Origin of the sequence: Alteromonas sp. KUL17 (assembly GCF_006538305.1) — a bacterium.
In the GTDB taxonomy this organism is placed as follows: domain Bacteria; phylum Pseudomonadota; class Gammaproteobacteria; order Enterobacterales; family Alteromonadaceae; genus Alteromonas; species Alteromonas macleodii.
The window spans coordinates 317,006-342,190 of sequence record NZ_BJKJ01000004.1; the positions used below are offsets into that span (position 1 = coordinate 317,006).

The 25,185-nt window shown below is 43.2% G+C and carries 20 protein-coding genes and 1 pseudogene; 5 read left to right on the forward strand and 16 right to left on the reverse strand.

Annotation, left to right across the window (positions count from 1 at the left end; all coding sequences use genetic code 11):
- Positions 1 to 68: 68 nt before the first annotated feature.
- Both KUL49_RS06100 and KUL49_RS06105 read right to left on the reverse strand, forming a co-directional pair.
- On the reverse strand, positions 69 to 371 hold the full coding sequence (locus KUL49_RS06100; RefSeq protein ID WP_242633738.1) for an excalibur calcium-binding domain-containing protein: 303 nt from the start codon (positions 369 to 371) through the stop codon (positions 69 to 71).
- Positions 372 to 743: 372 nt separating this feature from the next.
- On the reverse strand, positions 744 to 1,589 hold the full coding sequence (locus KUL49_RS06105; protein ID WP_131136661.1) for a formate/nitrite transporter family protein: 846 nt from the start codon (positions 1,587 to 1,589) through the stop codon (positions 744 to 746).
- Positions 1,590 to 1,965: 376 nt separating this feature from the next.
- Between KUL49_RS06105 and KUL49_RS06110 the strand changes: the two genes are divergently transcribed.
- Positions 1,966 to 4,101 carry a methyl-accepting chemotaxis protein gene (locus tag KUL49_RS06110; RefSeq protein ID WP_131136662.1) on the forward strand — a complete coding sequence of 712 codons (2,136 nt, stop codon included), beginning with the start codon at positions 1,966 to 1,968 and terminating at the stop codon, positions 4,099 to 4,101.
- Positions 4,102 to 4,220: 119 nt separating this feature from the next.
- On the opposite strand, the gene KUL49_RS06115 is transcribed toward KUL49_RS06110, so the two are convergent.
- Positions 4,221 to 7,136 carry a pitrilysin family protein gene (locus KUL49_RS06115; RefSeq protein ID WP_131136663.1) on the reverse strand — a complete coding sequence of 972 codons (2,916 nt, stop codon included), beginning with the start codon at positions 7,134 to 7,136 and terminating at the stop codon, positions 4,221 to 4,223.
- A 330-nt stretch (positions 7,137 to 7,466) separates the two neighbouring features.
- Between KUL49_RS06115 and lepB the strand changes: the two genes are divergently transcribed.
- From lepB to KUL49_RS06130, 3 genes are all read left to right on the forward strand, one after another.
- Positions 7,467 to 8,120, forward strand: a complete 654-nt coding sequence (lepB, locus tag KUL49_RS06120) for a signal peptidase I (protein ID WP_131136664.1) — start codon at positions 7,467 to 7,469, stop codon at positions 8,118 to 8,120.
- A gap of 451 nt (positions 8,121 to 8,571) precedes the next feature.
- Positions 8,572 to 8,802, forward strand: coding sequence for a hypothetical protein (locus tag KUL49_RS06125; RefSeq protein WP_131136665.1), 231 nt, complete (start codon positions 8,572 to 8,574; stop codon positions 8,800 to 8,802).
- 268 nt (positions 8,803 to 9,070) lie between these two features.
- The gene (locus KUL49_RS06130) at positions 9,071 to 11,269 is read left to right on the forward strand and encodes a TonB-dependent receptor (protein ID WP_131136666.1); all 2,199 of its coding nucleotides are present in this window, start codon (positions 9,071 to 9,073) and stop codon (positions 11,267 to 11,269) included.
- A 92-nt stretch (positions 11,270 to 11,361) separates the two neighbouring features.
- On the opposite strand, the gene KUL49_RS06135 is transcribed toward KUL49_RS06130, so the two are convergent.
- The 6 genes from KUL49_RS06135 to KUL49_RS06160 all read right to left on the reverse strand — a co-directional run bounded on the left by KUL49_RS06135 (position 11,362) and on the right by KUL49_RS06160 (position 17,536).
- Complete coding sequence (locus KUL49_RS06135; RefSeq protein ID WP_014976958.1) at positions 11,362 to 11,757, reverse strand: MAPEG family protein; 396 nt, start codon at positions 11,755 to 11,757, stop codon at positions 11,362 to 11,364.
- 147 nt (positions 11,758 to 11,904) lie between these two features.
- Positions 11,905 to 12,549 carry an adenylate kinase gene (gene adk, locus KUL49_RS06140; protein WP_014950043.1) on the reverse strand — a complete coding sequence of 215 codons (645 nt, stop codon included), beginning with the start codon at positions 12,547 to 12,549 and terminating at the stop codon, positions 11,905 to 11,907.
- Positions 12,550 to 12,886: 337 nt separating this feature from the next.
- Entirely contained in the window at positions 12,887 to 14,809 is a 1,923-nt protein-coding gene (gene htpG, locus KUL49_RS06145; RefSeq protein WP_014950044.1) for a molecular chaperone HtpG, read from the reverse strand.
- A 240-nt stretch (positions 14,810 to 15,049) separates the two neighbouring features.
- Complete coding sequence (recR, locus tag KUL49_RS06150; protein WP_014950045.1) at positions 15,050 to 15,649, reverse strand: recombination mediator RecR; 600 nt, start codon at positions 15,647 to 15,649, stop codon at positions 15,050 to 15,052.
- 5 nt (positions 15,650 to 15,654) lie between these two features.
- Positions 15,655 to 16,602, reverse strand: coding sequence for a hypothetical protein (locus tag KUL49_RS06155; RefSeq protein WP_014950046.1), 948 nt, complete (start codon positions 16,600 to 16,602; stop codon positions 15,655 to 15,657).
- Positions 16,603 to 16,843: 241 nt separating this feature from the next.
- The gene (locus tag KUL49_RS06160) at positions 16,844 to 17,536 is read right to left on the reverse strand and encodes a hypothetical protein (protein WP_242633740.1); all 693 of its coding nucleotides are present in this window, start codon (positions 17,534 to 17,536) and stop codon (positions 16,844 to 16,846) included.
- Between the two features lie 267 nt (positions 17,537 to 17,803).
- On the opposite strand from KUL49_RS06160, the gene KUL49_RS06165 reads away from it, so the two are divergent.
- Positions 17,804 to 18,592, forward strand: a complete 789-nt coding sequence (locus KUL49_RS06165; RefSeq protein ID WP_131136668.1) for a ferredoxin--NADP reductase — start codon at positions 17,804 to 17,806, stop codon at positions 18,590 to 18,592.
- A 136-nt stretch (positions 18,593 to 18,728) separates the two neighbouring features.
- Here the strand turns inward: KUL49_RS06165 and KUL49_RS06170 are convergent, their stop codons facing one another.
- The 7 genes and pseudogenes from KUL49_RS06170 to KUL49_RS06195 form a co-directional block, all read right to left on the reverse strand.
- Positions 18,729 to 19,055, reverse strand: a complete 327-nt coding sequence (locus KUL49_RS06170; protein WP_014950049.1) for a YbaB/EbfC family nucleoid-associated protein — start codon at positions 19,053 to 19,055, stop codon at positions 18,729 to 18,731.
- 38 nt (positions 19,056 to 19,093) lie between these two features.
- Positions 19,094 to 22,204, reverse strand: a complete 3,111-nt coding sequence (dnaX, locus tag KUL49_RS06175; protein ID WP_131136669.1) for a DNA polymerase III subunit gamma/tau — start codon at positions 22,202 to 22,204, stop codon at positions 19,094 to 19,096.
- Positions 22,205 to 22,245: 41 nt separating this feature from the next.
- Positions 22,246 to 22,782: an adenine phosphoribosyltransferase gene (apt, locus tag KUL49_RS06180; RefSeq protein WP_014950051.1), complete on the reverse strand. Its 537-nt coding sequence runs from the start codon at positions 22,780 to 22,782 to the stop codon at positions 22,246 to 22,248.
- Positions 22,783 to 22,804: 22 nt separating this feature from the next.
- On the reverse strand, positions 22,805 to 22,927 hold the full coding sequence (locus tag KUL49_RS21090; protein WP_256253717.1) for a hypothetical protein: 123 nt from the start codon (positions 22,925 to 22,927) through the stop codon (positions 22,805 to 22,807).
- A 153-nt stretch (positions 22,928 to 23,080) separates the two neighbouring features.
- Positions 23,081 to 23,845 (reverse strand): DUF2063 domain-containing protein, encoded by a 765-nt coding sequence (locus KUL49_RS06185; protein WP_131136670.1) that lies wholly within the window; start codon positions 23,843 to 23,845, stop codon positions 23,081 to 23,083.
- Positions 23,842 to 24,693 carry a DUF692 domain-containing protein gene (locus KUL49_RS06190; protein ID WP_131136671.1) on the reverse strand — a complete coding sequence of 284 codons (852 nt, stop codon included), beginning with the start codon at positions 24,691 to 24,693 and terminating at the stop codon, positions 23,842 to 23,844. Before KUL49_RS06190 ends, KUL49_RS06185 begins: the two co-directional genes overlap by 4 nt.
- A gap of 159 nt (positions 24,694 to 24,852) precedes the next feature.
- Positions 24,853 to 25,122 (reverse strand): annotated as a pseudogene (locus tag KUL49_RS06195) (hypothetical protein); the annotation flags it as partial.
- Positions 25,123 to 25,185: the final 63 nt, after the last annotated feature.

A 25,185-nucleotide genomic window follows, 5' to 3' on the forward strand; every position in this document is an offset into this window, starting at 1 on the left:
CTGACCCTCAATATTTGAATTGACCAATTTTCGAGGGTCTTTTAATTTGACAGTAAAACACTTAGCGTTTAGTCAAACCTTCGAAATTGACGCTCACACGGAATACCATCATTATCGCCATCCATTTTCGTTTCAGGGCAATTTTTAAGAAAGTACTTTGCTTCTTCATATGACGTCATTTGACTGCAATATTGTCGTCCGTCGCACATAAATGAAACGCGCTCAGTTTGACTAAAAGAATCTTGAACAAGAAGCTCTTGAGTAGGAAGTTGATTTCGTTCCGACGGAGGGTCTGTGAATTGGTGGCTGCTGTTTTCGATGTAAAGTTTCACGCCAAAAGCAACGATTAAGATAAGTAACAGTTTATTCAATATATTAATTTTCATCCCTGAATGATTCGCTTGCCTACTTATGAAAAGTGACGAAGCGCTTTTGAACACAGAATTAGTTTTTCTAAACGCTTTGTTAACTAAAGCTGTACTTTACAACTTAGAACCTAAACGCGACTCGACTTTTTTATTAATGCGGCGAAAGTGTATATAAAAAAGAAGCTACAGACAATGAAGAGTCAGCGCTAAAATACACTACCAAATTTCGCATCCAATTCACTTTGATTACTTTTTAATTGCAAAATAAATACGGGTCAACGTGCCGTTCTATTAATATCTAAAAAAATGTATAGAACGTATGTCACATATTCAAGCGAATAGTATTTAACAGTCCGCTCGATGAAACTCAATCTTCTAATTTTCTATTTCCCTTGCCACTTGCCCATAAGCCAGCAGTGCGAACAGCCCTGTTCCGCCCACAATATTTCCTAGTAATGTTGCGCCAATTAGTGAGATTGTTTCAAGAATGCTTATTTTATTTTGCAGTGCTAACAAGAAAAGTTCGGTTGAACCGGCTATCACGTGGGTGAAATTTCCTATAGCAATTAAGTAGGTAAAGATAACAATCATCAATATTTGAGAATGCTTAACCGAAGGCTTCATCCACACAATAGCGGCAATGATAAAACCCGACGTAATGCCGTATGAGAAGGCGTCAGACGCTGATAATTTAGCGTAATGCTCCGATATGGCAGTCATCCCTTCAACAAGCTCTGGTGGTACAGCTTGCAGAGTGAAGCTGAAAAACGCTGCCAAAAAGGTGCCAAACATATTAGCGACGAAAACGATAAACCACAGTCGCGCAATGCAAAAGCCCATATTGAATGAAGGCTTGCTTAACAAGGGAAGAATGACCGAAAGCGTATTTTCGGTAAACAGTTGAAGTCGGCCAACAATAACCAGCACAAAACCAACCGTATAGCCTAAATTCTCGATAACAAACTGATTGGGAGAGTTTGCAAAAAGATGATGTAGAATTCCTTCAGCCAGAATAGACAACGAAATACCAATACCTGCTGCAACACCAGACCACCACAGTGACATCATCGGGCGCTGCAGCTCTTCTAGCCCTTCCCTATGAACAATCGCATACAAAGAAACAGAGTTTAAACTCTGATTATCTCGTACATCTTTTTCTTCAGTATGACTAAGGGCAACGTCTTGCTCTCTATGCCCAGACTCCTTCACTTTTTCTGTCACTTATGCCTCCTGCAACTCTTTATGTGCATCTATTTTCTTAGAAATCCGGTCTTAGCCGAAAAGTGGACGGCTTGTGAGTAACAATTGATATATGAGACCAACAAAGCCAACTATTAAGATACGTTAAATGCACGCACTTTCGGTCATTTAGCCCCACCCCGTTACGTATAAAATCCAATACCAATGTACACAGAGAAAAACCTAATCTTAAAAAATTATTATATTTGCTGGTGTATTATTGTCCCGTGTATTCCTCAGTACACCTTCAATGTTCGGTTACATTCCAGGTACAGGCGAATTGCTTTTACGCACTAATTACTCGCTGGCAACGTACTTTCATACATTACTTGTCTTTACCAATCTAAGTTGTTTCTTCATGAAAAAAATTCACTCATTGTCTTCTAAGCTCATGTCGGTTGTTGGCGCGCTGTTAATCTTGATCGCTTCGGTATTTATTGGAGTGAGCTATGTGCTGCTTGATCGCACTGAAAAAGAAATAGACCAGCATGTTAACAATGAAGTTATTGACCAAATACAAAGAACTGTATCAGCGAAAGCGGCACAATATGCAGCGCAAACTGAAACATTAATTAGCAGTGCCCATGTTTTACCCAATGCGCTTGCTGCGCAGTTATCATCAAGTATCTCAGCCAACGATGGCTTGTCGTTAAGTCGTGAGCAAACCCAACGCCTAGTGAAAAACATGCTCGCTAATGGTTTAACATCAAGTGCATATGCGCAGTTTGAAACCAATTTATTTGACGGAAAAGCAAAAGAAAACAGCAAAGGAAAGGTACATTCAACACCTGGCACTGGAAGCTTTGAAGTGTATTTCATTCGCGGTGAAAACAATAAACCTGAGCAAGTGGTTATTACAGATCCAACGTTGAAACATGATACAACGCTAGATGAATTTGGGTTTAGAGCTGCAGAATGGTACCTATGTAACAAAGAAACTCGCAGACCTTGTGTATCCAACCCTTATCAATATGAAATACGTGAAGGATATACAGAACTAATGACCAGCCTGACCGTGCCAGTTATTGCGAACAATCAATTTAGAGGTGTGGTTGGAGCCGACTTAAACCTTCCGATTATTCAAAAGCGCGCCGAGGATCTCAAGGCATCTCTGTATAGCGGTAATGCTGAAGTATACGTGGTAAGTCAAAATGGGCTGGTTGTTGCGGCTACCAGTGCACAAGATAAGCTTGCCCGCCCTTTTTCGGAAGTTTTTGGTAACGCAGATAAAGCGAGTACCCTGCTAGGAGCTAACCAGCAGTCTGGACTGATTGAGAGCGAAGGTATGCTCTACGTCTCTGAAGATATCACACTCTCTCTTGCTAACGTCAAATGGAAGATGATAGTGGGGGTGAGTAAGGCCCACGCATTGGCACCAGTTACGTCCCTCGAAACCATGATTTCATCTGCAGTGACATCTTTATTATCTACGCAATTCATTGTTGCAGTCATATGCACCGCAATTGCTCTTGCATTGGTGTTTGCGTTTACAAAAAGTATCATCCAGCCTGTACGCCAAGTGGCTGATAGAATGGAAGAGCTGGCTGGTCAAGGTGGCGATTTAACTCAGGACATTCATGTTCACTCTCACGCAGAGCTGATTCAACTAAGCGAAGCATTCAATCACTTCAAAGAAAGGGTGCGTGAGCTGCTTGAACAAGCTAAACAATCCTGTGGTCAAGTGATGGAACAGAGCGAAGAAACGCTTGGTCATACAGAAAGTACCAATAAGTTGATTCAAGTTCAGCAAACAGAAATAGATAGTGTAGTAACTGCTATTACTGAAATGTCTCAAACAGCACAAGAAGTGGCTAGAACGGCTGCGGATGCTGCGGACAACGCTGACAATGCAACCGACTCGGTTAAGCAAACAGAAAGCGAAATCTCAGAATCTACACATTCAGTAACTGAACTCTCGAAAAATATGCAAAACGCGTCTAGGGCTGTTCAGGCGGTATCTGAGAGAAGTACGGATATCAGAAAAATTCTCGACGTCATTGGCGCCATCGCTGATCAAACCAACCTTTTAGCACTTAACGCCGCTATCGAAGCTGCTCGGGCTGGAGACAATGGTAGAGGATTTAGTGTAGTGGCCGACGAAGTTCGCTCGCTAGCATCTAAAACCGCTGAGTCTGTGGGAGAAATTGGTAAAGTAATTACAGCACTTCAAAGCGAAGTTGATCATACGGTAGACACCATATACTCGGGCAGTCTAAAAGCCGATGAAGCTGCGAAGCGTTCTCAATCAGCTTTAGAGAAAATGCAGACTACCGTTTTGCAAATCGGTGAAATCAGCGAGCGAATGACACAAATGGCGGCTGCCGCTGAAGAACAAAGCCAAGTAAGTGAGGAGCTTAATAGAAATATGGTTGTTATAGGTAACGCAACTTATGAAGTTTCAACCAACTCTCAAGCATCTGCGGAAAGTTCTAAATCTATCTTTGGTGCAGTAAGCGGCTTGCAGCAGCTACTAGCCAAACTAAAAACCCACTAGGTTATTAATCTACCGTTTGAAAACAGCCCGCGTGATATTTGTTCACGTAGGCTGTTTGCTTTTAGACAGCTTCTGCAGAAAAATAACCGACACTCAAAAGTAGTGTCAGCGCTTTTAAATTAGGGGTTTAGCAATATCGGCTGCCCTAACCCAAGCGCTTCTAAACGCTCAAATTGAGTGGCTTTATCCCCTACTATCAAATAAATCATCTTGTCAGGATGCACATATTCACCGTAAAGGCGCTTTACCTCACCAACGGTTAACGCTTTCACTTCTGATTGTTGCTGTAGAACGTAATCCTCAGGCAGGCCAAAATCACTGATCTCAGCAATCATATTCAGTTTTGCACCCAAAGTTTCAAACGCCCTTGCGCCTGATTTAAGTGTGAATCCTTTCGTAACGCCTAGATCTTCATCTGAATAGTTTGCACCAAACGCTGCTAATATATCCATGATAACTTGCGTTGCTTCTAAGGTAATGTTCGACCTAACGGCGCTTCGTATGGTGAATTCACCCGTATATTGATCGCTAGAGAACGACGAACGAATGCCATAGGTGTAGCCTTTGTTTTCACGCAGTTCCTGCATAAGCTGTGAGGCGAAACCGCCCCCGCCTAAACGATAATTCATCACACTGACTTTATAAGCATCATCATGAGTAATATTCGGGGCGGAATGGCCGAAATAAAGCACTGACTGTTTAGCCCCAGGCACGTCATAGAAAAAGACTTGGGCGCTTTCTGGCAGCTTGGGCTCTGGTACCTTCGCAAAAGTAACATCTTTTGGTAACCATCGCGCATTAAGTGGCGCTAGGCTTTTTACAACGTCCTGTTGTTTGACGTCTCCCACAACATGGAACTTTGCCAATGACGGTGTGAAGTATTTCTCGTAATACTTCTTAACATCTTCGAGCGTTGTGTCATCTACAGTTTGCTTATCACCAAGAACCGTTTGAGCAAACGGATGCGCCTTTCCGTAAAGCAGTGTTTTAAACTCGACCGATGCAATGGCATTAGGGTTCGCTTTTATTTGTTCAATCTGGTTGATTGTATCGTCTTTAGCTAATTCAAACTCTTGTTCATCAAAGCGAGGAGAAAGTATCACTTCAGTGACAAGCTGCATTAAGTCACTGTAGTGCTTAGACAAGACCGTTCCGCTAATAGTAATGTCAGTTTCAGAAGCACTGGCCTCCAGAGAAGCGCCTAAAAGCTCAATTTCCTGTTCCAGCAGCTCGGGTGTTTTTTCCGCCGTACCTTTAAGCAAAGTTGCGGCAAGTAAATTGGCGGTTCCTGTTTTACCTTCTGAGTCTAGAAGCATGCCACCATCTAGCTTTAACTCAAACGCGACCAAAGGCACTTCGTCATTAGCAATACCCGTTATTTTGATGCCAGACGACAGTGTATTTTGCCAAACCTTAGGTGGTGTAATTTCTATTGATTCACCATAAGCAGGCTCTTTCGTGCGATCAAACGATGACGGAGTACGTTCGTATTCAGCCGCAACTGACGCATCAAAGCTCTCTTCCGCCCCCGCGACAATTTGCTCCTCCACTACATTAGCTTCAGTAGAGCCGCTTAACACCAACTCTTGCTGTCCCTTAGGTACAAAGCTAGAGGCGACAAACGGTTTATCCTTGATATAGGAGCTATAAACACGCATTACATCTTGTTGTGAAACGCCCAGAATTTTCTGAACATCTTGGCTGATAAATTCAGCCCCGCCCGCAAAGATTTCGTATTGCGCCAATTGAAAACCTTTACCTAAGACGCTTGAAAGTCCTTGATAAAATTCTGTTTCTTGACCTGCTTTTATGCGCGCCAAATCCTTGGAAGAAATCCCGTCTTTCTCAAAGCGGGCGAACGCTTCGTTAACTCCATCTGCAACAGTGTTTAAGTTCACGCCATTAAACGCCATAACCTGCAGCTGTAGCTGTCCAGCGATCTCAGCATCATAGCCATAAAGATAAACATCACTGGTGAGCTTCTTCTCGTCAACAAGCACCTTGTTCAGCGGAGCATTTTTGCCTTGGCTTAAGTACTGAGAAAGTACTTGAAGTGGATAATAGTCATCGTGATATTCAGGTACGGTTGGCCACACCATAGTTAAAAGTGGCGCTTGTGCAAAATTATCTATATGGAATCGTTTTATAGTCTCATTGAGCTTCGCAGGTTGAGGCGGTAATTTATTGATTTGCTCTCCCGCAGGAATTTCATCGAAATACTTTTTAACCCACGCTTTAGTTTGATTTACGTCAATATCACCCGCGATGGTAAGCACCACATTATTAGGTACATACCATTTTTTGAAAAACTCTTTAACGTCAGCAAGCGTTGCGTTTTGCAGATCATCTAACGACCCAATCACTTGCCAACTATATGGGTGCCCTTCAGGGTAAAGGTTTTTATCAATCACATATTGATTGTGACCATAAGGACGATTATCCACACTCTGGCGCTTTTCGTTTTTCACTACCTGCTTTTCTTTGGCGAGCACAGGGTCTGTTACGGTATTAATGAAAAATCCCAACTTATCGGCTTCAGCCCAGATCATTTTTTCTAAAGCATCAATGGGTACAGTTTGGAAGTAATTGGTACTATCACGACTCGTCGAGCCATTTGCACCTGAGCCGCCAATTTTCGAGCTGAGTTTATCAAGACCGCCTTTTCCCAAATTCTCTGATTCGAGAAAAAGTAAGTGTTCAAACAAGTGCGCAAAACCTGTTCGCCCTTCTTTTTCTCTGGCTGAACCCACATGCGCAGTGAGGGCGACAGCAGCAACGGGATCAGACCTGTCAACGTGCAGTACAACGGTAAGCCCGTTATCCAGAGTAAAACGCTCGTAGTCCACGTTGAACAGTGACGTATTTAGGGAAGCAGTGCTATTATCTGCATTAGCGGTTGTTTCGCTGGTTATATCGGAAGCAGTTTGTACATTTTGTGGATCATTGGTGTTATGCGCACACCCTATCGAAACTGCACTTAGTGTTATTACAGCAATTGCAGTGTACATTCTTGTTCGTTTGAATGTTTCAAGCATTATATATGTTCTTTGCCAGTCAAAAATGTAACAAGTACCACAAGTGCACCACCAGTGCCATGACATTCCTTTTTCAGACATTTTTAGCATGCCTAAACGGGCGGCGTTCATCTTTTACAGAGTGCAATATAAACATATGATTGATATGAGTTTTATTGCTTTTTTTCAACGTTCAATACCCTTTAGCTAGAGCAACCTTAATTAGCTACCGACATAGTTCGTTACATTTTCCACACCTCAATTTTGAACAAATTAGGTAATTTACAATCTACATCTATTAAACAAGCCATGTCGTGATAAAACTTTGATCTAACGAGCAATGTACGAAAAGTGAGAACCGAAGCCGTGTTAAATCTAAAACAGAGCGTTAAGAACAACCTGCCTTTCATTTTATTTATGGTTTTGCTTTTCTCGTTTCGAAGCAGTGTTGCTGATTGGTATTATGTCCCTACAGGCTCTATGGAGCCCACCATTCAAGTAGGCGACCGCGTAGTGGTTGATAAATCAGCCTACACGCTAGAACTGCCGTTCACAGACGTTGTTGTCGCGAAAACTGGTAACATCAATCGCGGTGACATTGTAATTATTGACAGTAATGCAGCTGATACCCGACTCATTAAACGTGTGGTTGCCATTGAAGGTGACAAGGTCAAATTAGAAAACAACGTTCTTTTTATCAATGGTGAAAAAGCAACGGTAAGCGCCAAAGATCACAATCTTTATTCCGAGGAGATTTTAGACCAAACACGAACCATAGCGATTAACCCATTACCTAGCCCTACGAAAAACTTTAATTTGATCACTGTGCCCAGAGATCACGTGCTGGCAATGGGGGATAATAGGAACAATAGCGTTGATTCTCGTTATTATGGCTTCATTCCAATTGAAGAAATCCAGGGCAAAGCCAACTCTGTTGCATTTTCGTTAGACACAGAGAATATGTATCTACCTCGAAAAGAAAGGTTTTTCACTTCTCTTTATTAGATGTCGAGGATAAATTCTCTTTACATTAGCGCAAATAGACCTTTACCTACGCTCAATTTTTAAACACTCGGTTGCTAGTCAGATCAGCTGCGTTTGCCATCAAAAGTTATCTACACGAAAAAGTAGGCACTATTTTTAATACCTAAAATACGACCATTTGTGCGTTTCTGTTTCTTATCAGAACGCACGGGTTTTATTCCACTTTTTATTTAGTCTTGTCGTAGAAGCATTGTCCCAAGGCTTTTACGCTTCGCAATAATGCCCTATTCCCTTATTTCAAATTCACATTAGTAATACTCGGTTTACACACTTTGTAACCAAGTGTCACATCTTTCGCATTTTACGCTATTGCAACATAAGCATCAGGAGTGCTATTCATAATTTTGCAACATCATCGTGTTGCAAAAACACACAACAAGTAAAATGGAAATAAGGACATAAGGAAATAACAATGAAACAAGGTCGTAAAGTAAGTGCAATTGCAGTGGGATTAGCACTTTCAGGATTAACCTCTCTATCTCCTGCGTATGCACAGCAAGCTGACGAAGAAGCAGCCAACCTTGAACGAATTGCAGTCACCGGTTCTCGTATCAAACGTACAGATATGGAAGGCCCTTCACCTATTCAATCAATAGATGCAACAATGATTAAAGGCATGGGCTATGAAAACCTTCAACAGTGAGGGCCTATTGACCATTGATATACAATTTTGCAGCGCCTGAGTGTTATCTAGACAAGGCGAATGTTTGTAGGTCTAGTGGCTCTAAATCGAGAACATTCAACGCAGTATAGGTAACACAGGCACTGCCCGAAGGGGGCGTCATGGAAGCATTTTACTTTTTGTCGCAGCTCTTAAACTTAGTCCACTAGGTCTGCAGAGCTGCTCCGCAATTAAACTGCTTCCATCTAGCCCAAACTTGTATATCAATGGTTAATAGGCCCTTAAGCGTATGCCGGCCACAGGTGCGGGTACCTTCTCGACACGTAATAACAGCCAAGATTCAACAGCCAATGGCGCGGCAGCGGTATCCCTCAGAGGTATGGGACCAGATGCAACGCTTGTTCTAATAAACGGACGTCGCGTGGCAATAAGTGCCTTTGCTGAAAGTATCACTAACTCATTTGTTGATATTAACTCTATTCCTGTATCTGCCATCGAACGAATCGATATATTAAAAGATGGCGCTTCTGCGATTTACGGCTCAGACGCTGTTGCTGGTGTAGTAAACGTAGTACTGAAGAAAGACTACGAAGGTCTAGAGATTAATGCAGGTTATGGTGGTACAACAGGCCCAAGCTATGATGAGACCACCGCCAGTATTCTATGGGGCTCTCAAAGCGATAAAAGCAGTGCTACAGTTATCATCGACTATTTCAACAACAGCACGCTTGGCGCTGACGAAATGGGTCGATTCGGAACAGCTAACCAATCACCTTATGGTGGTATGGACTTCCGTTCTTCACGAGGTTACCCAGGTTACTTCTATGTGGATGGTGTTAAAACTATCGACCCTGATTGTCCAGAAGATAGCGCAACGGCGTCTGGCAGCTGCCTGTTCGATTATGGCCCATTCGGTTTAACCGTTCCGGGTACTCATCCTGATAACCCGTTTGGACAAGACATTGAAATTGGTCGCTACCGCCCTGTTGATGCAGGTGCCCGTCGCTGGGATATCGAATCTGACACCCTTCGTTTAGTCGCTGGCCTTCGCGGTACATTCAATGACTACGATTGGGAAGCATCTGTACAAAAAGGCCGTAGCCGTTCAGAACAAAGTGGTGATCAGTCACAAGGCTGGGTTCGCGTTGACTGGCTTCAGGAACAAATTAACCTTGGTAACTACAAGCCGTTTGGTGGCGTTTCTAACCCGCAAAGTGTAATTGATGATATTACTACTAGCCTTGTGCGCCGTGGTGAGTCTCGAATGACCAGCGTTGACGCTCACATTACCGGTGAAGCATTCAGCTTCGGCGACGATGTTGTCATGATGGCAGCAGGTGTTGAATATCGCGAAGAGCAAGTATCTGACGTTCCTGATGTTCAGTTCCAGCGCGGATTAATCTTCGGTACAGAATCGGTTTCTGCCTCTGCTGAACGCGACCAATATGCTGCATACTTAGAGCTATCTATACCTTTAGCTGAACAGCTTGAGCTTCAACTAGCTGGCCGCTACGACCATTACAGTGACTTTGGTAGTACAACTAATCCTAAAATAGCATTACGTTGGGCGCCAAGTGATGAAGTAACCGTGCGCGGTTCATGGGCTCAGGGTTTTAGAGCACCGTCTCTTGCACAAGTTGGCCTTGGCCCATCACAGAAAAGTGTTTTCTTCGTAGACAAATATCGCTGTGATGCAACAGGTCAAGATTGTGAATCGTTGGATTACAATATCGAGTTTGCGGGTAACCCTAACTTGGATGCAGAAGAGTCAGAATCTTGGAACGTAGGTGTTATCTACGCACCTATTCAAGAATTAGGCCTGAGCGTTGATGTATGGAGTATTACGCAGGATAACAAAATTGATGAGCAGCAATTCGGTTTAGTTTACGACGCGGAATGTAATAACCAAGACAGCACGATTTGTGTACGCTTAGATCCACAGTCAGGCGAATCGCTAGGTGTAATTCAGAAGATTTTCAACACTTACCAAAACGTATCATCTCAAGAAGCGTCTGGTGTTGACTTCAGCGTTAACTATCGCATGGAACTGCAAGAGTTCGGTAACGTACGCTTTAACCTTGATTGGTCTTACATGAACGAGTTCGAAAAAGACGGTCTTGAGTACACTGGCGAATATGGCTATCCAGAACACCGTTGGTTATTCGGCACAACCTGGTCTAAAGGTGCGTTCGATGCCAACTTGAACATTAGCTTTGTTGGTGAGTTTGAAGACACGCCTGACATTGATTTCGACGGTGTGTTGGACTTTGAAGAAAATACCTCGAGAACGGTTGATTCTCAAATGTTGGTGGACTTGCAGTTTGGTTACAACTACAGCGATAACCTTCGCCTTGTAATTGGTTCAAACAACTTGCTTGACGAAGAGCCTCCGTTTGCTATTGGTGATGGCGACTTATACGGCTATGTAGGCGGCGTGCACAACCCACGTGGCCGCTTCGTATACTCTAAACTAACTTACCGCTTCTAAAAGCCTTTAAAACGAAAAAGCGCTCAACGGCATTGCTTAACAATGGCATGCCTTGAGCGCTTTTTATCTATACGTAGAATTTTTTGCAACGCTTACAATCCGAAATGAATGAGCACCAAATTACCTATTGCTGCACATAGCATAGCAAGGAAAGTCAGGATCATGCCCGCGAAGCGCTGCCAGCTAACGCCTGAGTGACGACCTAAGCCATAGGCATGTAATACACGGCCAAATAACAGTGCGCTCCCCAATGCGTGAACAGCCCACACTTGGCCAGTATTAGCTTCAAAACACGCTATCATAATAAGGGTGATGGGTACGTACTCGCTAAAGTTGCCATGTGCTCTTGTCAAACGACTCAGATCTTCATGGCCACCATCGCCAATTCCCACTTGATGGCGACGTCTGGCGCCAATGACTAAAAACGACAAATACAGGTAGCAAATACCCAGTAAGCTGGCGTAAAACGCCGTGATTGGCAAAACCATGGTCTACTCCACATGTTCTAGTTATATCGCGTTGTATTAATCAGCGCTTAATTCAACATTCATGGTTGTCATTAAACGTTATCCGCTAATAAGTTACAAGCAACAAAAAAGGCCGCCTAAGCGACCTTTTGTTGACGTTATTGGCAATTAACCTAAACGTTCAGCAAGTTCAGCACTCACTTCTTCAACTGGGCGCGTACCGTCAAGCTTGTGGTACTCACAGTTTCCAGCTTCCGCTTCAGCGCTGTAGTAGTTCACAAGCGGCTTTGTTTGCTCATGGTAAATCGCAAGACGCTTGCGCACTGTTTCTTCTTTATCGTCGTCACGAACGATTAGGTCATCGCCTGTTTCATTGTCTTTACCTTCCACCTTTGGTGGGTTGTAAACAACGTGGTAAACGCGACCTGATGCAGGGTGTACACGACGGCCACCCATACGTTCTACGATTACATCATCAGGAACGTCAAACTCGATGCAATGATCAACAGTAACACCTGCTTCTTTCATTGCGTCAGCCTGAGGAATAGTGCGAGGGAAACCGTCTAACAAGAAACCGTCTTTACAGTCATCTTGTGCAATACGCTCTTTTACTAGGCCAATGATAATCTCATCAGATACTAGTTTGCCTTCATCCATTACACGCTTTGCTTCAAGGCCTAGCTCTGTACCTGCTTTAATTGCAGCACGAAGCATGTCGCCCGTTGAAATTTGTGGAATGCCATATTTGCCCATTAAAAACTGAGCTTGTGTGCCCTTACCCGCGCCAGGAGCGCCGAGAAGAATGATTCGCATGAGTGCGTTCTCCGCTTATGATTTTTAAACTTTTTACTTCGGGCACTTTACACATTCAACACTGGGGTGACAAGTGTAAGCAGTACCGTAAAGTTAATCTTAAGACTAATGGCGAATATATGTTCAGCTTATAGGCACTTTTGTAAATTTGCGCCTACACCCATTCAGTAACTCATCTTATTTAAGATGAATAAGCTAACTCTTAATATGATTAACTTGAAATTTTAGACCGCCAAAATATAGCACAATAAAATGGTTAAACTTACTTTTGTTAGCCGTAGAAATAAAAAACGGGCATTACGCCCGTTTTTAAATGTAAACCTAATGGTTTATTGCTCTATTTAGCTAACTTCATTAGAAGCGTGTTCAAGTTCTGTACAAAACTAGATGGGTCTTTCAAGCTACCCTGTTCTGACAATGCAGCTTGGTCAAACAATACGCCTACCCACTGATTAAACAGCTCTTCATCTTGGGTATCTGCCAGCAGCTTCACCAAGCTATGCTCAGGGTTAAGCTCAAAGTGATACTTCACGTCTGGCACGGTCTGCCCTGCTGCCTGCATAAGCTTCATCATTTGCGTAGTCATGCCATTGTCATCTGCTACGATGACCGCAGGTGAATCTGTTAAGCGATGGGTAAATTTAACGTCTACAACCTTATCGCCAAGTGCAGTTTTAGCTCGCTCAAGAACACCTTCAACTTGCTTTTCTGCTTCTTCTTGCGCCTTCTTAGACTCTTCGTCTTCTAAGTCGCCTAAATCTAAGTTTCCTTTCGCAATTGAGACAAACTGCTTCTCGTTAAACTCAGTAAGGTGAGACATTAACCATTCGTCAATGCGCTCGCCCATCAATAGCACTTCAATTCCTTTCTTGCGGAAAATCTCAAGGTGAGGACTAGACTTGGCAGCTTGCAAGCTATCTGCTGTCACATAATAAATCTTATCCTGACCTTCTTTCATTCGCTCAATATAGTCAGCTAATGATACGGTTTGTGCATCAGACTCACCGTGTGTAGAAGAGAAGCGTAGCAAGCCAGCAATTTTCTCGCGGTTACTGAAATCTTCAGCCGGCCCTTCTTTTAACACGTTGCCGAATTCATTCCAGAACGACTGATATTTTTCATTGTCGTTCTTCGCCATTTTTTCAAGCATCTGTAATACGCGCTTAGTACAACCTTGGCGTAGCGCTTGCGTTATCTTATTGTCCTGTAGAATTTCACGAGACACGTTAAGCGGAAGATCATTGCTGTCTAGCAAACCTTTAACAAAACGTAGATAAGTAGGCATGAACTGTTCGGCGTCGTCCATAATGAAAACGCGTTGAACGTAAAGCTTAAGACCATGACTTTGGTCGCGATTCCACATATCAAACGGCGCTTTAGAAGGGATATACAATAAACTTGTATATTCTGTTTTACCCTCTACTTTGTTATGCGCCCATGCAAGCGGATCAGCAAAATCATGAGAGATATGCTTGTAGAATTCGTTATACTCGTCATCAGTAATCTCAGACTTTTCACGAGTCCAAAGCGCGGTGGCTTTGTTTACTACTTCCCATTCACCAGGCTGGCCTTCAATTTTTTCGCCATCAGGGCCTTCACTTTCAGGCACTTCATCTTTCCACATCTGCACAGGAATACTGATGTGATCAGAATACTTACTTACGATAGAGCGTAAACGCCATGCATCAGCAAATTCTTTTTCGTCTTCGCGTAGGTGAAGTGTAATCTCGGTGCCACGTGTAGGCTTGTTGATTTCAGCAATAGTGAATTCACCTTCACCGTCTGAAATCCACTCAACACCTTGCGATGCATCTGCACCAGCAGCACGAGTTCGCACCGTAACTTTGTCTGCTACGATGAACGCAGAGTAAAAGCCAACACCAAACTGGCCAATGAGTTGTGAGTCTTTAGCGCTATCGCCAGAAAGTTTGCTAAAGAAGTCTTTAGTGCCTGACTTAGCAATTGTACCCAAGTTCGCAATGACTTCATCGCGAGTCATACCAATACCGTTATCGGTAATGGTGACGGTATTTGCTTCTTTATCGACGCTAAGCTTTACGTTTAACTCGCCATCGTTTTCGTAAAGACTGTCATTTTCTAGCGCACGAAAGCGTAACTTATCCGCAGCATCTGCCGCGTTTGACACTAACTCACGTAGAAAAATTTCTTTGTTTGAATACAAAGAGTGAATCATCAGATGAAGAAGCTGTTTTACTTCTGTTTGAAAACCGTGGGTTTCTTTGTGGGCTGCTTCAGCCATAATCCAATATCTCCTCGTTGAATGGATCACGTTTGATGTTAAACAGGTAAGGTCGCTCAACGCACTTTTCAACGTTTAGAACGAAAATTTATTTTTTATAAGGAGATTTATCTTCAATAAAGTCTGATGTTGAATATTTTGTGGGCGAACGATAAGAGAGAACGTGACGTAGGCCCGCCAGATGCGGTCCCACGTTGAGTGTTTTAATTACTAAGAATGGGTATACCCCAATTTACAGTACTATAGTTTGCGGCGACCCGAAAATGCGTGGGTGAGAGTATTACCATCAATATACTCGAGCTCTCCCCCAACCGGCACACCGTGGGCAATTCGAGACGCATCAACGTTATGACTTGCACAAAGTTGAGCGATATAATGTGCCGTGGCCTCCCCCTCTACTGTCGGGTTTGTGGCGAGGATAACTTCATTTATCCCACCTGCGGCAAGACGAGCCTCAAGCTCAGTAAGACCAATTTCTTCTGGCCCAACGCCGTCAATAGGAGACAAATGACCCATAAGCACAAAATACTGCCCCTTGTAACTTAAGGTTTGTTCGATTGCTAGTACGTCTTGTGGGCTTTCAACAATACATAACAAGCCACTTGCTTCTCTTTCAGGGTGACGACAAATGTCACATAGCTCGTCTTCAGTAAATGTTCTGCAGCGCTTACAATGATGAATATGCTCCATGGCGTTGTGTAATACGTTGCTTAAATCAATTGCTCCAGTGCGATTACGCTCTAATAGGTGGAATGCCATACGCTGAGCGCTCTTGTTGCCAACGCCGGGAAGACACGTTAGTGCCTGAATTAATTCTGAGAGTAGCGGACTGAACTTCATAGTATTTACTGCTTTGGTGCTTTTTCTTTTTGATTCGAGCTTTCGCGGTATTTAATCACGTTCCGCTTTGCTTGGTCGAGCTTAACTTCATAAATGTTGCCCCCAAATAACCCCTTGTACTCTTCATCGGTGAAAACCAGCGTGTTGTCGTCATAAAACGTCACTGCCTCTTTTTGTGTGACTACGCCTAAATCAATACGCGACACATCGCCACTGAAGAAGTTATCGCCTTCAAAATTTTCAAATAACCACAGGCTTGTTGAATCTAACAGCACCAGTTTAGTCCTATCAGGGCTTATTGCAGCCGATGTGATCCAGCATAACTTTTCAAGGGTGGTACAGGTTTTAAATTCGCCGATGAGCTGTGCGTCAAAGTTAGCGGCATGATCTCCCACCTTATACAACTTGGTGATGCCATCGAAGGGTTTTGTTCTATTTTTTGTAAACAGGTAGAGGTTACGCTTGTACTCTACGAACGCTTCCAAATCGTAGTTCTTGTCTTTCGGTTTTACTTTTCCTTTTCCCATTTCCGGGTAAGTAAACTTAATGATTTCTGCTTCTGTGGTATCAGTTTTTATGTCAATGGGGTTTTCAATTTTATAAATCGTTAACCAGCGTCGCTTGTTGTCATTGTTACCGAAGTCTCCTAAAAAGAAATGACCGAAACTGTTTTGTGTCATGTCTTCCCAGTCGACGTTTTTGGCATTTGTAACTGTAACTTCCCTCTCAATAGTTCCATCTTTATTGAGCATATAAAGGATAGGTCCATCGCCACTGTCGTTAATGGCCCAAAGCCTTTTGTATTTATCGTATTCTATACCTGAAATTTCCTTAAGCTTCGGGTCGACCGTTACTGTTTTCATTTTAAACAGGTCGTGAATACTCATAAAAAACAACACGGTTGCGATGGGTAGTAAAATAACCGTGGTGATAACTAAGCCTTTCCTTAGCACTACTAAAACCTCTATTTTAACGAGTTAACTTTCGCGATTAGCGGTTAACTGAACACGTTGAGTTTTCTGAAAGATAAAAAACGCAATGATACAACGATCATTCAACTATTTGGGACACTTTTTCTACGGAACAACGGTTAAATGAGATTTTACTGTTAATGTCGATGAGTTGGGCATGCGCTCAATATTTGTAAGCTGTGTATCAGCCCATAATTATCAACGTATCATGCTGAAAACAAGCCTAACCTTTATCAGTAAGTAGACGTTGACGTCCATCTTTATTGAATACGGTTTCATCGTGCTTTATGAATTGTTCAATGATTGACTGCTCATGGTCAGTAAATGCAGTTTCAAAATTTTGGTGACCAACGCTCACTGTAGCTTTTTGCCCATTTGCTAACTTTTCGTTAGCCAGCGCTAACTGACTAATGAAATCACTTAACGATATCCGATTGTATGTAAAGATCCCGGGCTTACTCAATGATGCAGGTGTGAGTAAGTCATCATGTTCAAGCATAAAGGCGTGTTTGAAAATTGCTTGAGACTTTGTGAAGCAGGCAGTAGGGCTGCGCAGAGTAGCAGCTTCTGGAAGCGCTTTAATACGGATGCTCTGACCATTGTCTGCGGTTTGCCAAGTTACACCACACACACTAACACTAAATGCATCCACCTGATTAGCAGTTTCCTTTCGCGCTAGCGTTGAGACGGTATCCAATGCTTGAAGCTCAGCAAGAACTTGAGGTAAAGACGTCATTGAGAGCTTTTCAATTGTTATCTTTCCCGCGTTGGACTGATAAGTAAGCTTCAGCGTGTTCTCTAAATAGTAGACTTGGCCTGCGTCCTTCCAAAGGGATACAGCGGTATTATTGATAGATGGGTTTTCGACGGCACAATCACGTTGGACCTGAAAGCGTTTTAACATTTTTGCTAACACAGCATCCTCCCTCATTTCGAAATGCCACATTCTATTATTTGTGTTCCTTTGCTATGCGCAAGCTAAATGACTGAATGTGACAGTGTTTTAATGTTACGGAAGAAAGGCCTGGTTGAACTATTGCTAAAAATACTTATTTAAAACTGATAGCACGTTAGATTTTACGTGCGTATACCGACACCACAAACGTTAATGATAACTATTATCATATTGTAAAGTGTGCGAGAATGGCAGCATGGCTTGATGACTAAGTAAGTAGGAAAACGAATGCGAAATCTTATAAACGCAACCGTAACCCAAGTTCGCCATTGGAATGACACTCTGTTTAGTTTCAAAACAACGAGAGAATCATCTTTTCGTTTTGAAAGTGGTCAATTCGTTATGATTGGTCTTGAAGTAGATGGTAGGCCACTGATGAGGGCCTACAGCATCGCAAGCCCAAATTATGATGAGGAATTGGAATTTTTTAGTATTAAGGTGCCAGATGGTGCGCTTACTTCTCGCCTTCAAAATATTGAACCTGGTGACCAGGTAATGATTAATATTAGGCCTACAGGTACGCTCGTGCCTGGTTTCTTGTTACCCGGAAAACATCTTTATTTGCTCAGCACTGGTACAGGTCTAGCACCATTTATGAGTATTATCAGAGATCCTTTCATTTATGAAAGCTTTGAAAAAATCATATTAGTTCACGGAACGCGTTGGCGCTCTGAACTTGCCTATCAAAACGAAATTGAGCACCAACTTCCTAACAACCCTTATTACGGTGACGAAGTGCGTGAAAAACTCATTTACTATCCTACTGTTACGAGAGAAAGTTATGAGAAAAACGGTATCGCTCACGAAGGACGGATAACGAAGCTAATTGAAAGCGGAAAGTTGCTGGATGATATAGGTATGCCTGAATTAGACATTGAAAATGACAGATTCATGCTATGTGGCAACGACAACATGCTACAAGACCTTATGTCTATGCTAGACGACAAGGGCTTCTCGAAAGCTAACTCGCGCCGTCAGGGGCATTATGTAATCGAACAAGCATTTATAGAAAAGTAATGCGCAACGCATTGGCCTGACCATCGGCAAAATTTTAGATTTTCAATAAAAATCGCCGGCGTGTTGCCGGCAATTTTCTATGATTTCACTCGCAAAATACTTGCAAGCTGTTTCGCTTCTAGCTTTACATAATTATTTAAAACGGCATTTTGAAGCCAGGAGGTAATGGCATTCCGCCAGTCACATCACCCATCTTCTCTTTGCTAGTTTCTTGAACTCGACGTACCGCGTCGTTAAATGCTGCAGCAACCAAATCTTCAACCATATCTTTGTCGTCGTCCATCAATGACTCATCAATGTCTACACGACGCACGTTGTGGTTGCACGTCATGGTTACTTTAACCATGCCTGCACCCGCTTCACCTGTTACTTCAATTTTGGCTAGGTCGTCTTGTGCTTTTTGCATGCGCTCTTGCATTTGCTGCGCCTGCTTCATGATATTGCCCATTCCACCTTTAAACATAATTTTTGTCTCGCTTCGTTTTGGTGTTAATAATTCTGCTATCGCGCTTTAACCGAATCGGTTAGCACTGACGCATCGAAAGTCGATAGCAATGCTTGAATTGTATCGTCGGTTTTAATCACCGAGTGTGCATGCGCATGGCGCATGGCATGAATCTCTTGTTGTAACGCAAAAGGTGTAGATGCTGGTTCACCTAACGTGATATTTACTTCAACGTTTTCACCCAACCCATGATGGATTGCATCAACCAATTGCTTTTTCGCACTATCATTTAATAAATGCGTCTGACTATGGTCAATTTCAAGGGACACTTGATTGCCCGCTCGAGAAAATGATGCGTGCAGCACCAATTGTTTGAGTAGACCAGCAACTGGCATTTGCTCAACTAGATTGCTCCATTCGTCAATTTGGCTAGCGTGAGTTAATTTGCTTCCGTCATTTAAGTACGCTTTTAACTGCCCGTCATAGGTACTGCTCAGCGGCGTATCAAAATTTAGAGCATCCCGCGCAAAAGACCGATCTCCCGCACTTTCCATCTGCTCAGGGGCACTGTCGTAATTCGAACTGCTATCAGAGGGAGTTTCAACATAGTCAGCACCTTCAACGTGTTGAGGTGGGTGATTATCGTAATCAGTAGCCCAAGGTGGCATATCCTCAACAGGTGTTTCCGAGTTTGATTGCACCTCAGATTCGTCATTTGAAAAAGGCATATCCTCTTCAAATTCATCAAGCGAGAAATCGCTCGTGTTGTTTGAGCTAGAATGATTCTTTTCTGACTCGCTAGTATGCATAGTGTCAGAAGAATGCGCGTGAGTATTACCTAAAGACGAGCCTGAGTTTGTACTTTCCAGTTGAGGAGTGTCACCGCGCGCAACACTATTATCTTTATGTTCTGAGCCGCTATCTATACGCTCCGGGGTGTTATCTCTAAGCTCTGGGCTATTATTTAGAGGCTTAGGGCTATGGTCTTGCAGCTCACGGCTGTTTTCATGCCCAACGGGGTTTAAATCACCACTCTTGATTTCGTTATCAGCGCTAGCCTGCCCTGCACTATTATCGCTACCCTTGTTAACTCCATGTGCAGTTTGTGCAGTACTCAAAGCCTCGGCTTTACTTCTGGTAAAGCGCGCTTGAATATCACTTGCACTTTCGGTCTTAGCATTTGCTGCGCTGGTACTTTTTGACTCTGCGTCTTGTGCTTTTCTTTGCTTTAACTTTTGACGAAGTGCCAACATATCAGCCGTAGAGGTAAGCTGCTCTTCGGCCGTTAATGAGGACGGTTCGTTCTCGTGTGCCAACGACTCGCTGTTTTTATCAGAGCCTTTGGCGTTATGAGAGCCCTCAGCGTCATAAGAGCCCTCAGCGTCATAAGAGCCCTCAGCGTTATGAAAACCCTCAGCGCTTTGAAAACCTTCAAAACCTAAGGAACCATCATCTTCTGACGGAGGTGGCATATCGTCCATGTACGCATCTAACGGAGGTCCATCGAAATATTGCGCTGCTTCGTTATGGGGCGCACTGACTTCACTTGGCGTTGGTTCAAGCTCTGCAGCAACGCTTTCTGTTTGTACCGCTTGTACCGCGGTGTTTTCTACGGGTAGTTCTTCAATAGACGAAGTTGGAGCTGGCTTTACGGATTCATCATCATGTGAAGCATCACGCTCAAGTTTTGTAGTTTGAGTTGTCGTTGCACCTGACTCTGCATGAGGTAGCGCCGACAGAGTATCACTTCCACTCAACTCGCTTTCATCAGCGGCTGCATGTTCCTGCTCTTGCTGTGATTCAAATGGAGACGTAGATTGTTCTTGCTGCTCTTTTTCGATTATTGATGTAGCAAGTGAGTCTGGGGTAGATGGCGCACTTTCTAACGACTGTTCAGAGGTAGATTCAACCGATAGATGTGAAGGCGTCTCCTCCTGCACATTGGTTGCAGAAGTTTCGCTTAACGGCGCTTCCTCCTGCTTACCGACGTTTCCCGGGCCACCACTGGAAGAAGCATGATCTACAGGTAAACTATGCTCACTCCTCCCGTTTTCAATCTCGCTTGCGGTGTCTTTGATGGGGGTATTTGGAGCAAACGACATCATTCGCATCAATGTCATTTCAAACGCACTTTTTCCATCCGCAGCAAACGGTAAGTCTTTTCTTCCTTGCAGTGCAATCTGATAAAGCAGCTGCACTTGCTCGGCTGGAATAGTTTTCGCTAATTGAAATATCGCTTTAGCCGATGTAGTTTCTAGCTTACATGCTTCAGGCACCCATTGCGTTAACGCTATTTGGTGCAGCAGGCTAGCCAATTCGCTGTGTACGTTGTCATAATCGGGGGCTTGCTCTGCGATGTCATTGACCAACTGCAATACATCGGCAGGACTTTTACTTACTACCGCATGAACCACTTTAAGCAGCTGGTTCTTGTCCATCAGCCCCAACATATCGGTTACCACCGATGCCAGCACTTGATTTCCACCCTGTGCAATCGCTTGGTCTGTTAAACTCAGCGCATCACGCATACTACCTTGGGCGGCTCTTGCCAAAAGCGCTAGCGCTTGTGGCTCGAAAGGTAGCTGTTCATGCTCTAAAATATGCTGCAGCTGTCCAACAATCTGCTCCCGAGACATGGCTTTCAAGTTAAACTGCAAGCAACGGGATAAGATGGTTATCGGAAGCTTTTGAGGATCGGTGGTCGCCAGTAAGAACTTAACATGTGGAGGTGGCTCTTCCAGCGTTTTTAACAGCGCATTAAAGCTGTGTTTTGAAAGCATGTGTACCTCATCGATAAGGTACACTTTGTAACGCCCGCGAGTGGGTTTGTATTGCACGTTATCAAGAAGCTCGCGAGTATCCTCAACTTTGGTTCTTGATGCAGCGTCAATCTCTAACAAATCAACGTAGTTCCCCTGCTCTATCTCTTTACAGGTGTTACATTGACCGCAAGGGTTTGCCCCTTGTCCTTCTTCGCAGTTAAGGCTTTTCGAAAAAATACGTGCAATGGTAGTTTTACCTACGCCTCGCGTACCTGTAAACAGATAAGCGTGGTGTAGACGATCGTTATCCAAAGCATTTGAAATGGCAGAGACAACATGTTCCTGACCCACAAGTTCACTGAACTTGCCCGGTCGCCACTTCCTTGCTAGTACCTGATAACTCATTATTACGTATTTCGCCTTTTGCTAGTTATGCTTTATAGCGATTATTCGCCTTCAAACTCACAAATAGAGTAGCTTTCTATATCAAGCGTACTCAATTTCTTCTCGCCACCTAGGTCCGGTAAGTTAATAACAAAACCTGCATGGTTTACTTCACCGCCTAGTGAACGAATTAGTTTCGCAGAAGCGGCTATCGTTCCACCAGTTGCAAGTAAATCGTCAATAAGAAGGACTTTATCACCTGGCTCAATGGCATCTTTATGGATTTCCAATGTATCCATGCCATATTCAAGCTCGTAGCTCTCGCTAACTACTTCACGAGGAAGTTTGTTGGGTTTTCTCACTGGAACAAAACCAATGCCCATTTCGATGGCCAATGGCGCACCAAAAAGGAACCCGCGTGCTTCAGTACCTGCTATCTTGGTAAATCCCATACCTTGATACTTTTCTACAAGTAACGAGATACAGCTACTAAATGCTTTGTGATCTTCTAAAACGCTGGTCACATCTCTAAATAAAATACCTGGCTTTGGATAGTCAGGTACGGTTTTCACTACTGATTTAATATATTCTGCAGTCACAATTATGCCTTGAATGTCTGCGTTATAACCAGAAGGTGAACCAGCCGGCGATGATATGCATCAACGGGAACGCGATTAGAGTTACTAGCGATGCTAGAAAGTACCACTTGTTATAGACTTCTTTGAAATCTGAATTGTCAGCCATTTGCACTACCTAAACAATTTTGTGAACAAAAAAATGGTGCTAAATGTTAATCGAAAGCAAGCCCGATTGACAGCGCTAATATGATCGATCGCTCACTTTCAGACCAGATCCTGGCGAAAGTTTAATATAAAGCAGGTAAATAGTAATGGTTACTTAGGATACTGGAAGCAGTATTCCTTTTTGTAACATGTCAGTGAGGGTCTGGTTCATACCATTTATAAGCACGTTTGAAGGAATTTGGGGAAGTTGTTGGCACAACGACTCAGCTAATTGTTCTATTTCCATCCCCAGTTCATATTGTTCCAGCGTGTTGACTAAAATAGCCGTCACCGGATTAACATGAGCAAATTGAACGTCAAACTCACGGTCTCTGTAAACAACGTAGAACTGCTGTTCTTGGGCAGGTTGCTCTGGGATATAATCCTCACCAATTAGATGGACTTCGAACTGATATGCCGCCAACGAGGCATACGGTGACACCCTAATTGCGGGAACATTGTTTCCTTGTTGATAAAATTCAATGTCGTCTTCGTTTTTTCTGATACTGACGTCAAGCTCAAGCCACTCATAGTGAGCAAGCTCCGCAGCAAAGTCGGGCAGAGTAATATCGAAGGTTGGCTCTGTTGAAAGGTACTCAACGAACTCTTTACTTATTTCAGCAAAATAAGGGGAGCGGCATTCGTGCTCAATAAAAAATTGACGCACAATACTCTCCCATCCTTTTTCACCATACTGTTTTACCACAATAGATTTTAAAACGGGAAAACCGGTACTGACGAAATTATCGATGTTGTTAAAAAACAGGGATTGATAGATTTTCATCCGACGAATGTGATCAGTGTCGGTATCACAAAATGTCTGTGGGTCTTTGATCGCATCAACGAACGTTTTTTGAGTGGTTTGAAATGACTGAGTCACGCGACACTTCCTTTAACGTTTGATGCTTGAACAGCTTCGCATTTTGCTTGAATTTGCTTAATTTTCTTCACTTCCGCTAATAATTCGCTTAACGGGGGAATATTAAAATCACGCTCTAGCAAAGTCGGAAATACGCCGTGAGTAAGGTAAGCATGCTCCAACAGCGCCCAAACTGGCTCAATGACATCAGCCCCGTGAGTATCAACTTTCAAATCCTCTGCTTCATCATAATGACCAGCAATATGGCCATACACAATTTTGTCTGAGGGCAAGCCGTTAATGAACGCTTTCGCATCGTATTTATGGTTGATACTGTTCACGTAAACATTGTTTACGTCGAGAAGCATTTTGCAACCCGATTCATTTAGTATGCTCTTGGTAAATTCAAGTTCATCCATCTCTTGGCCTGGCGCAATGTAATAAGAGACATTTTCTAAGACCAGCGGTCGTTCGATGATATCTTGAACTTGAACAATTCGAGATACTACGTGCTTAATCGCGTCTTCAGTAAAAGGAATTGGCATCAGATCGTACATATGCCCGTTGCCAGAACAAAAGCTTAAGTGCTCGCTATACAATGCAATATTGTTTGCATCTAAAAATCGCTTAACGTTTTTTACAAACTCGACATCTAGTTTGTCGCTACTTCCGATAGACAAAGATAAACCATGAGTTGTAAAGGGAGCTTGCGAAGACGCTTGCTGAAATTGTTCTTGGTACTTCCCACCAAGTGGGATCCAATTTTCAGGGGCTACTTCCCAAAAATCGACTTCAGATGGCAATGTAGGTAAAAGCGCTTTTAGCATTTCCCGGCGAAACCCAAGACCTGCGCCACAGATGTTTTTCATATCTTCCCCTTTACCGCATGGGATTGCACAATTGTAACGTACGTTACTAGACAAAAAAGGCCATCATTCGACAGCCATTTTTTTGCTAAGCGTAACTCGTGTAGCCTTCATCATTCTTTTTCAAGCTACACGATGCTTTTTGAATGGCGGTTACATGCTACCGCATTTACCTTCGCCGCACTTGCCTTCTTTTCCAGCTTTCTTGTCGCCGCCACACTTACCTTCGCCGCACTTGCCTTCTTTCTCTGCTTTGTCGCCGCCACATTTACCTTCGCCACACTTGCCTTCCGCAGCGAATTGGCTGTAACCAGATTCTAATGCTTGCATACCAAATGGATTTACATCTGCTACTGCAACCGTTGACGCCAAAGAGCCAATTACAACTGCACCCAACGCTGTCGCTACTGATGATTTTTTGATTTGTTTCATTGATGTACCCTCAATAATATTAGTCATGTTTGACGTACAGTAAGCACGTGTAATTTAAAAGAC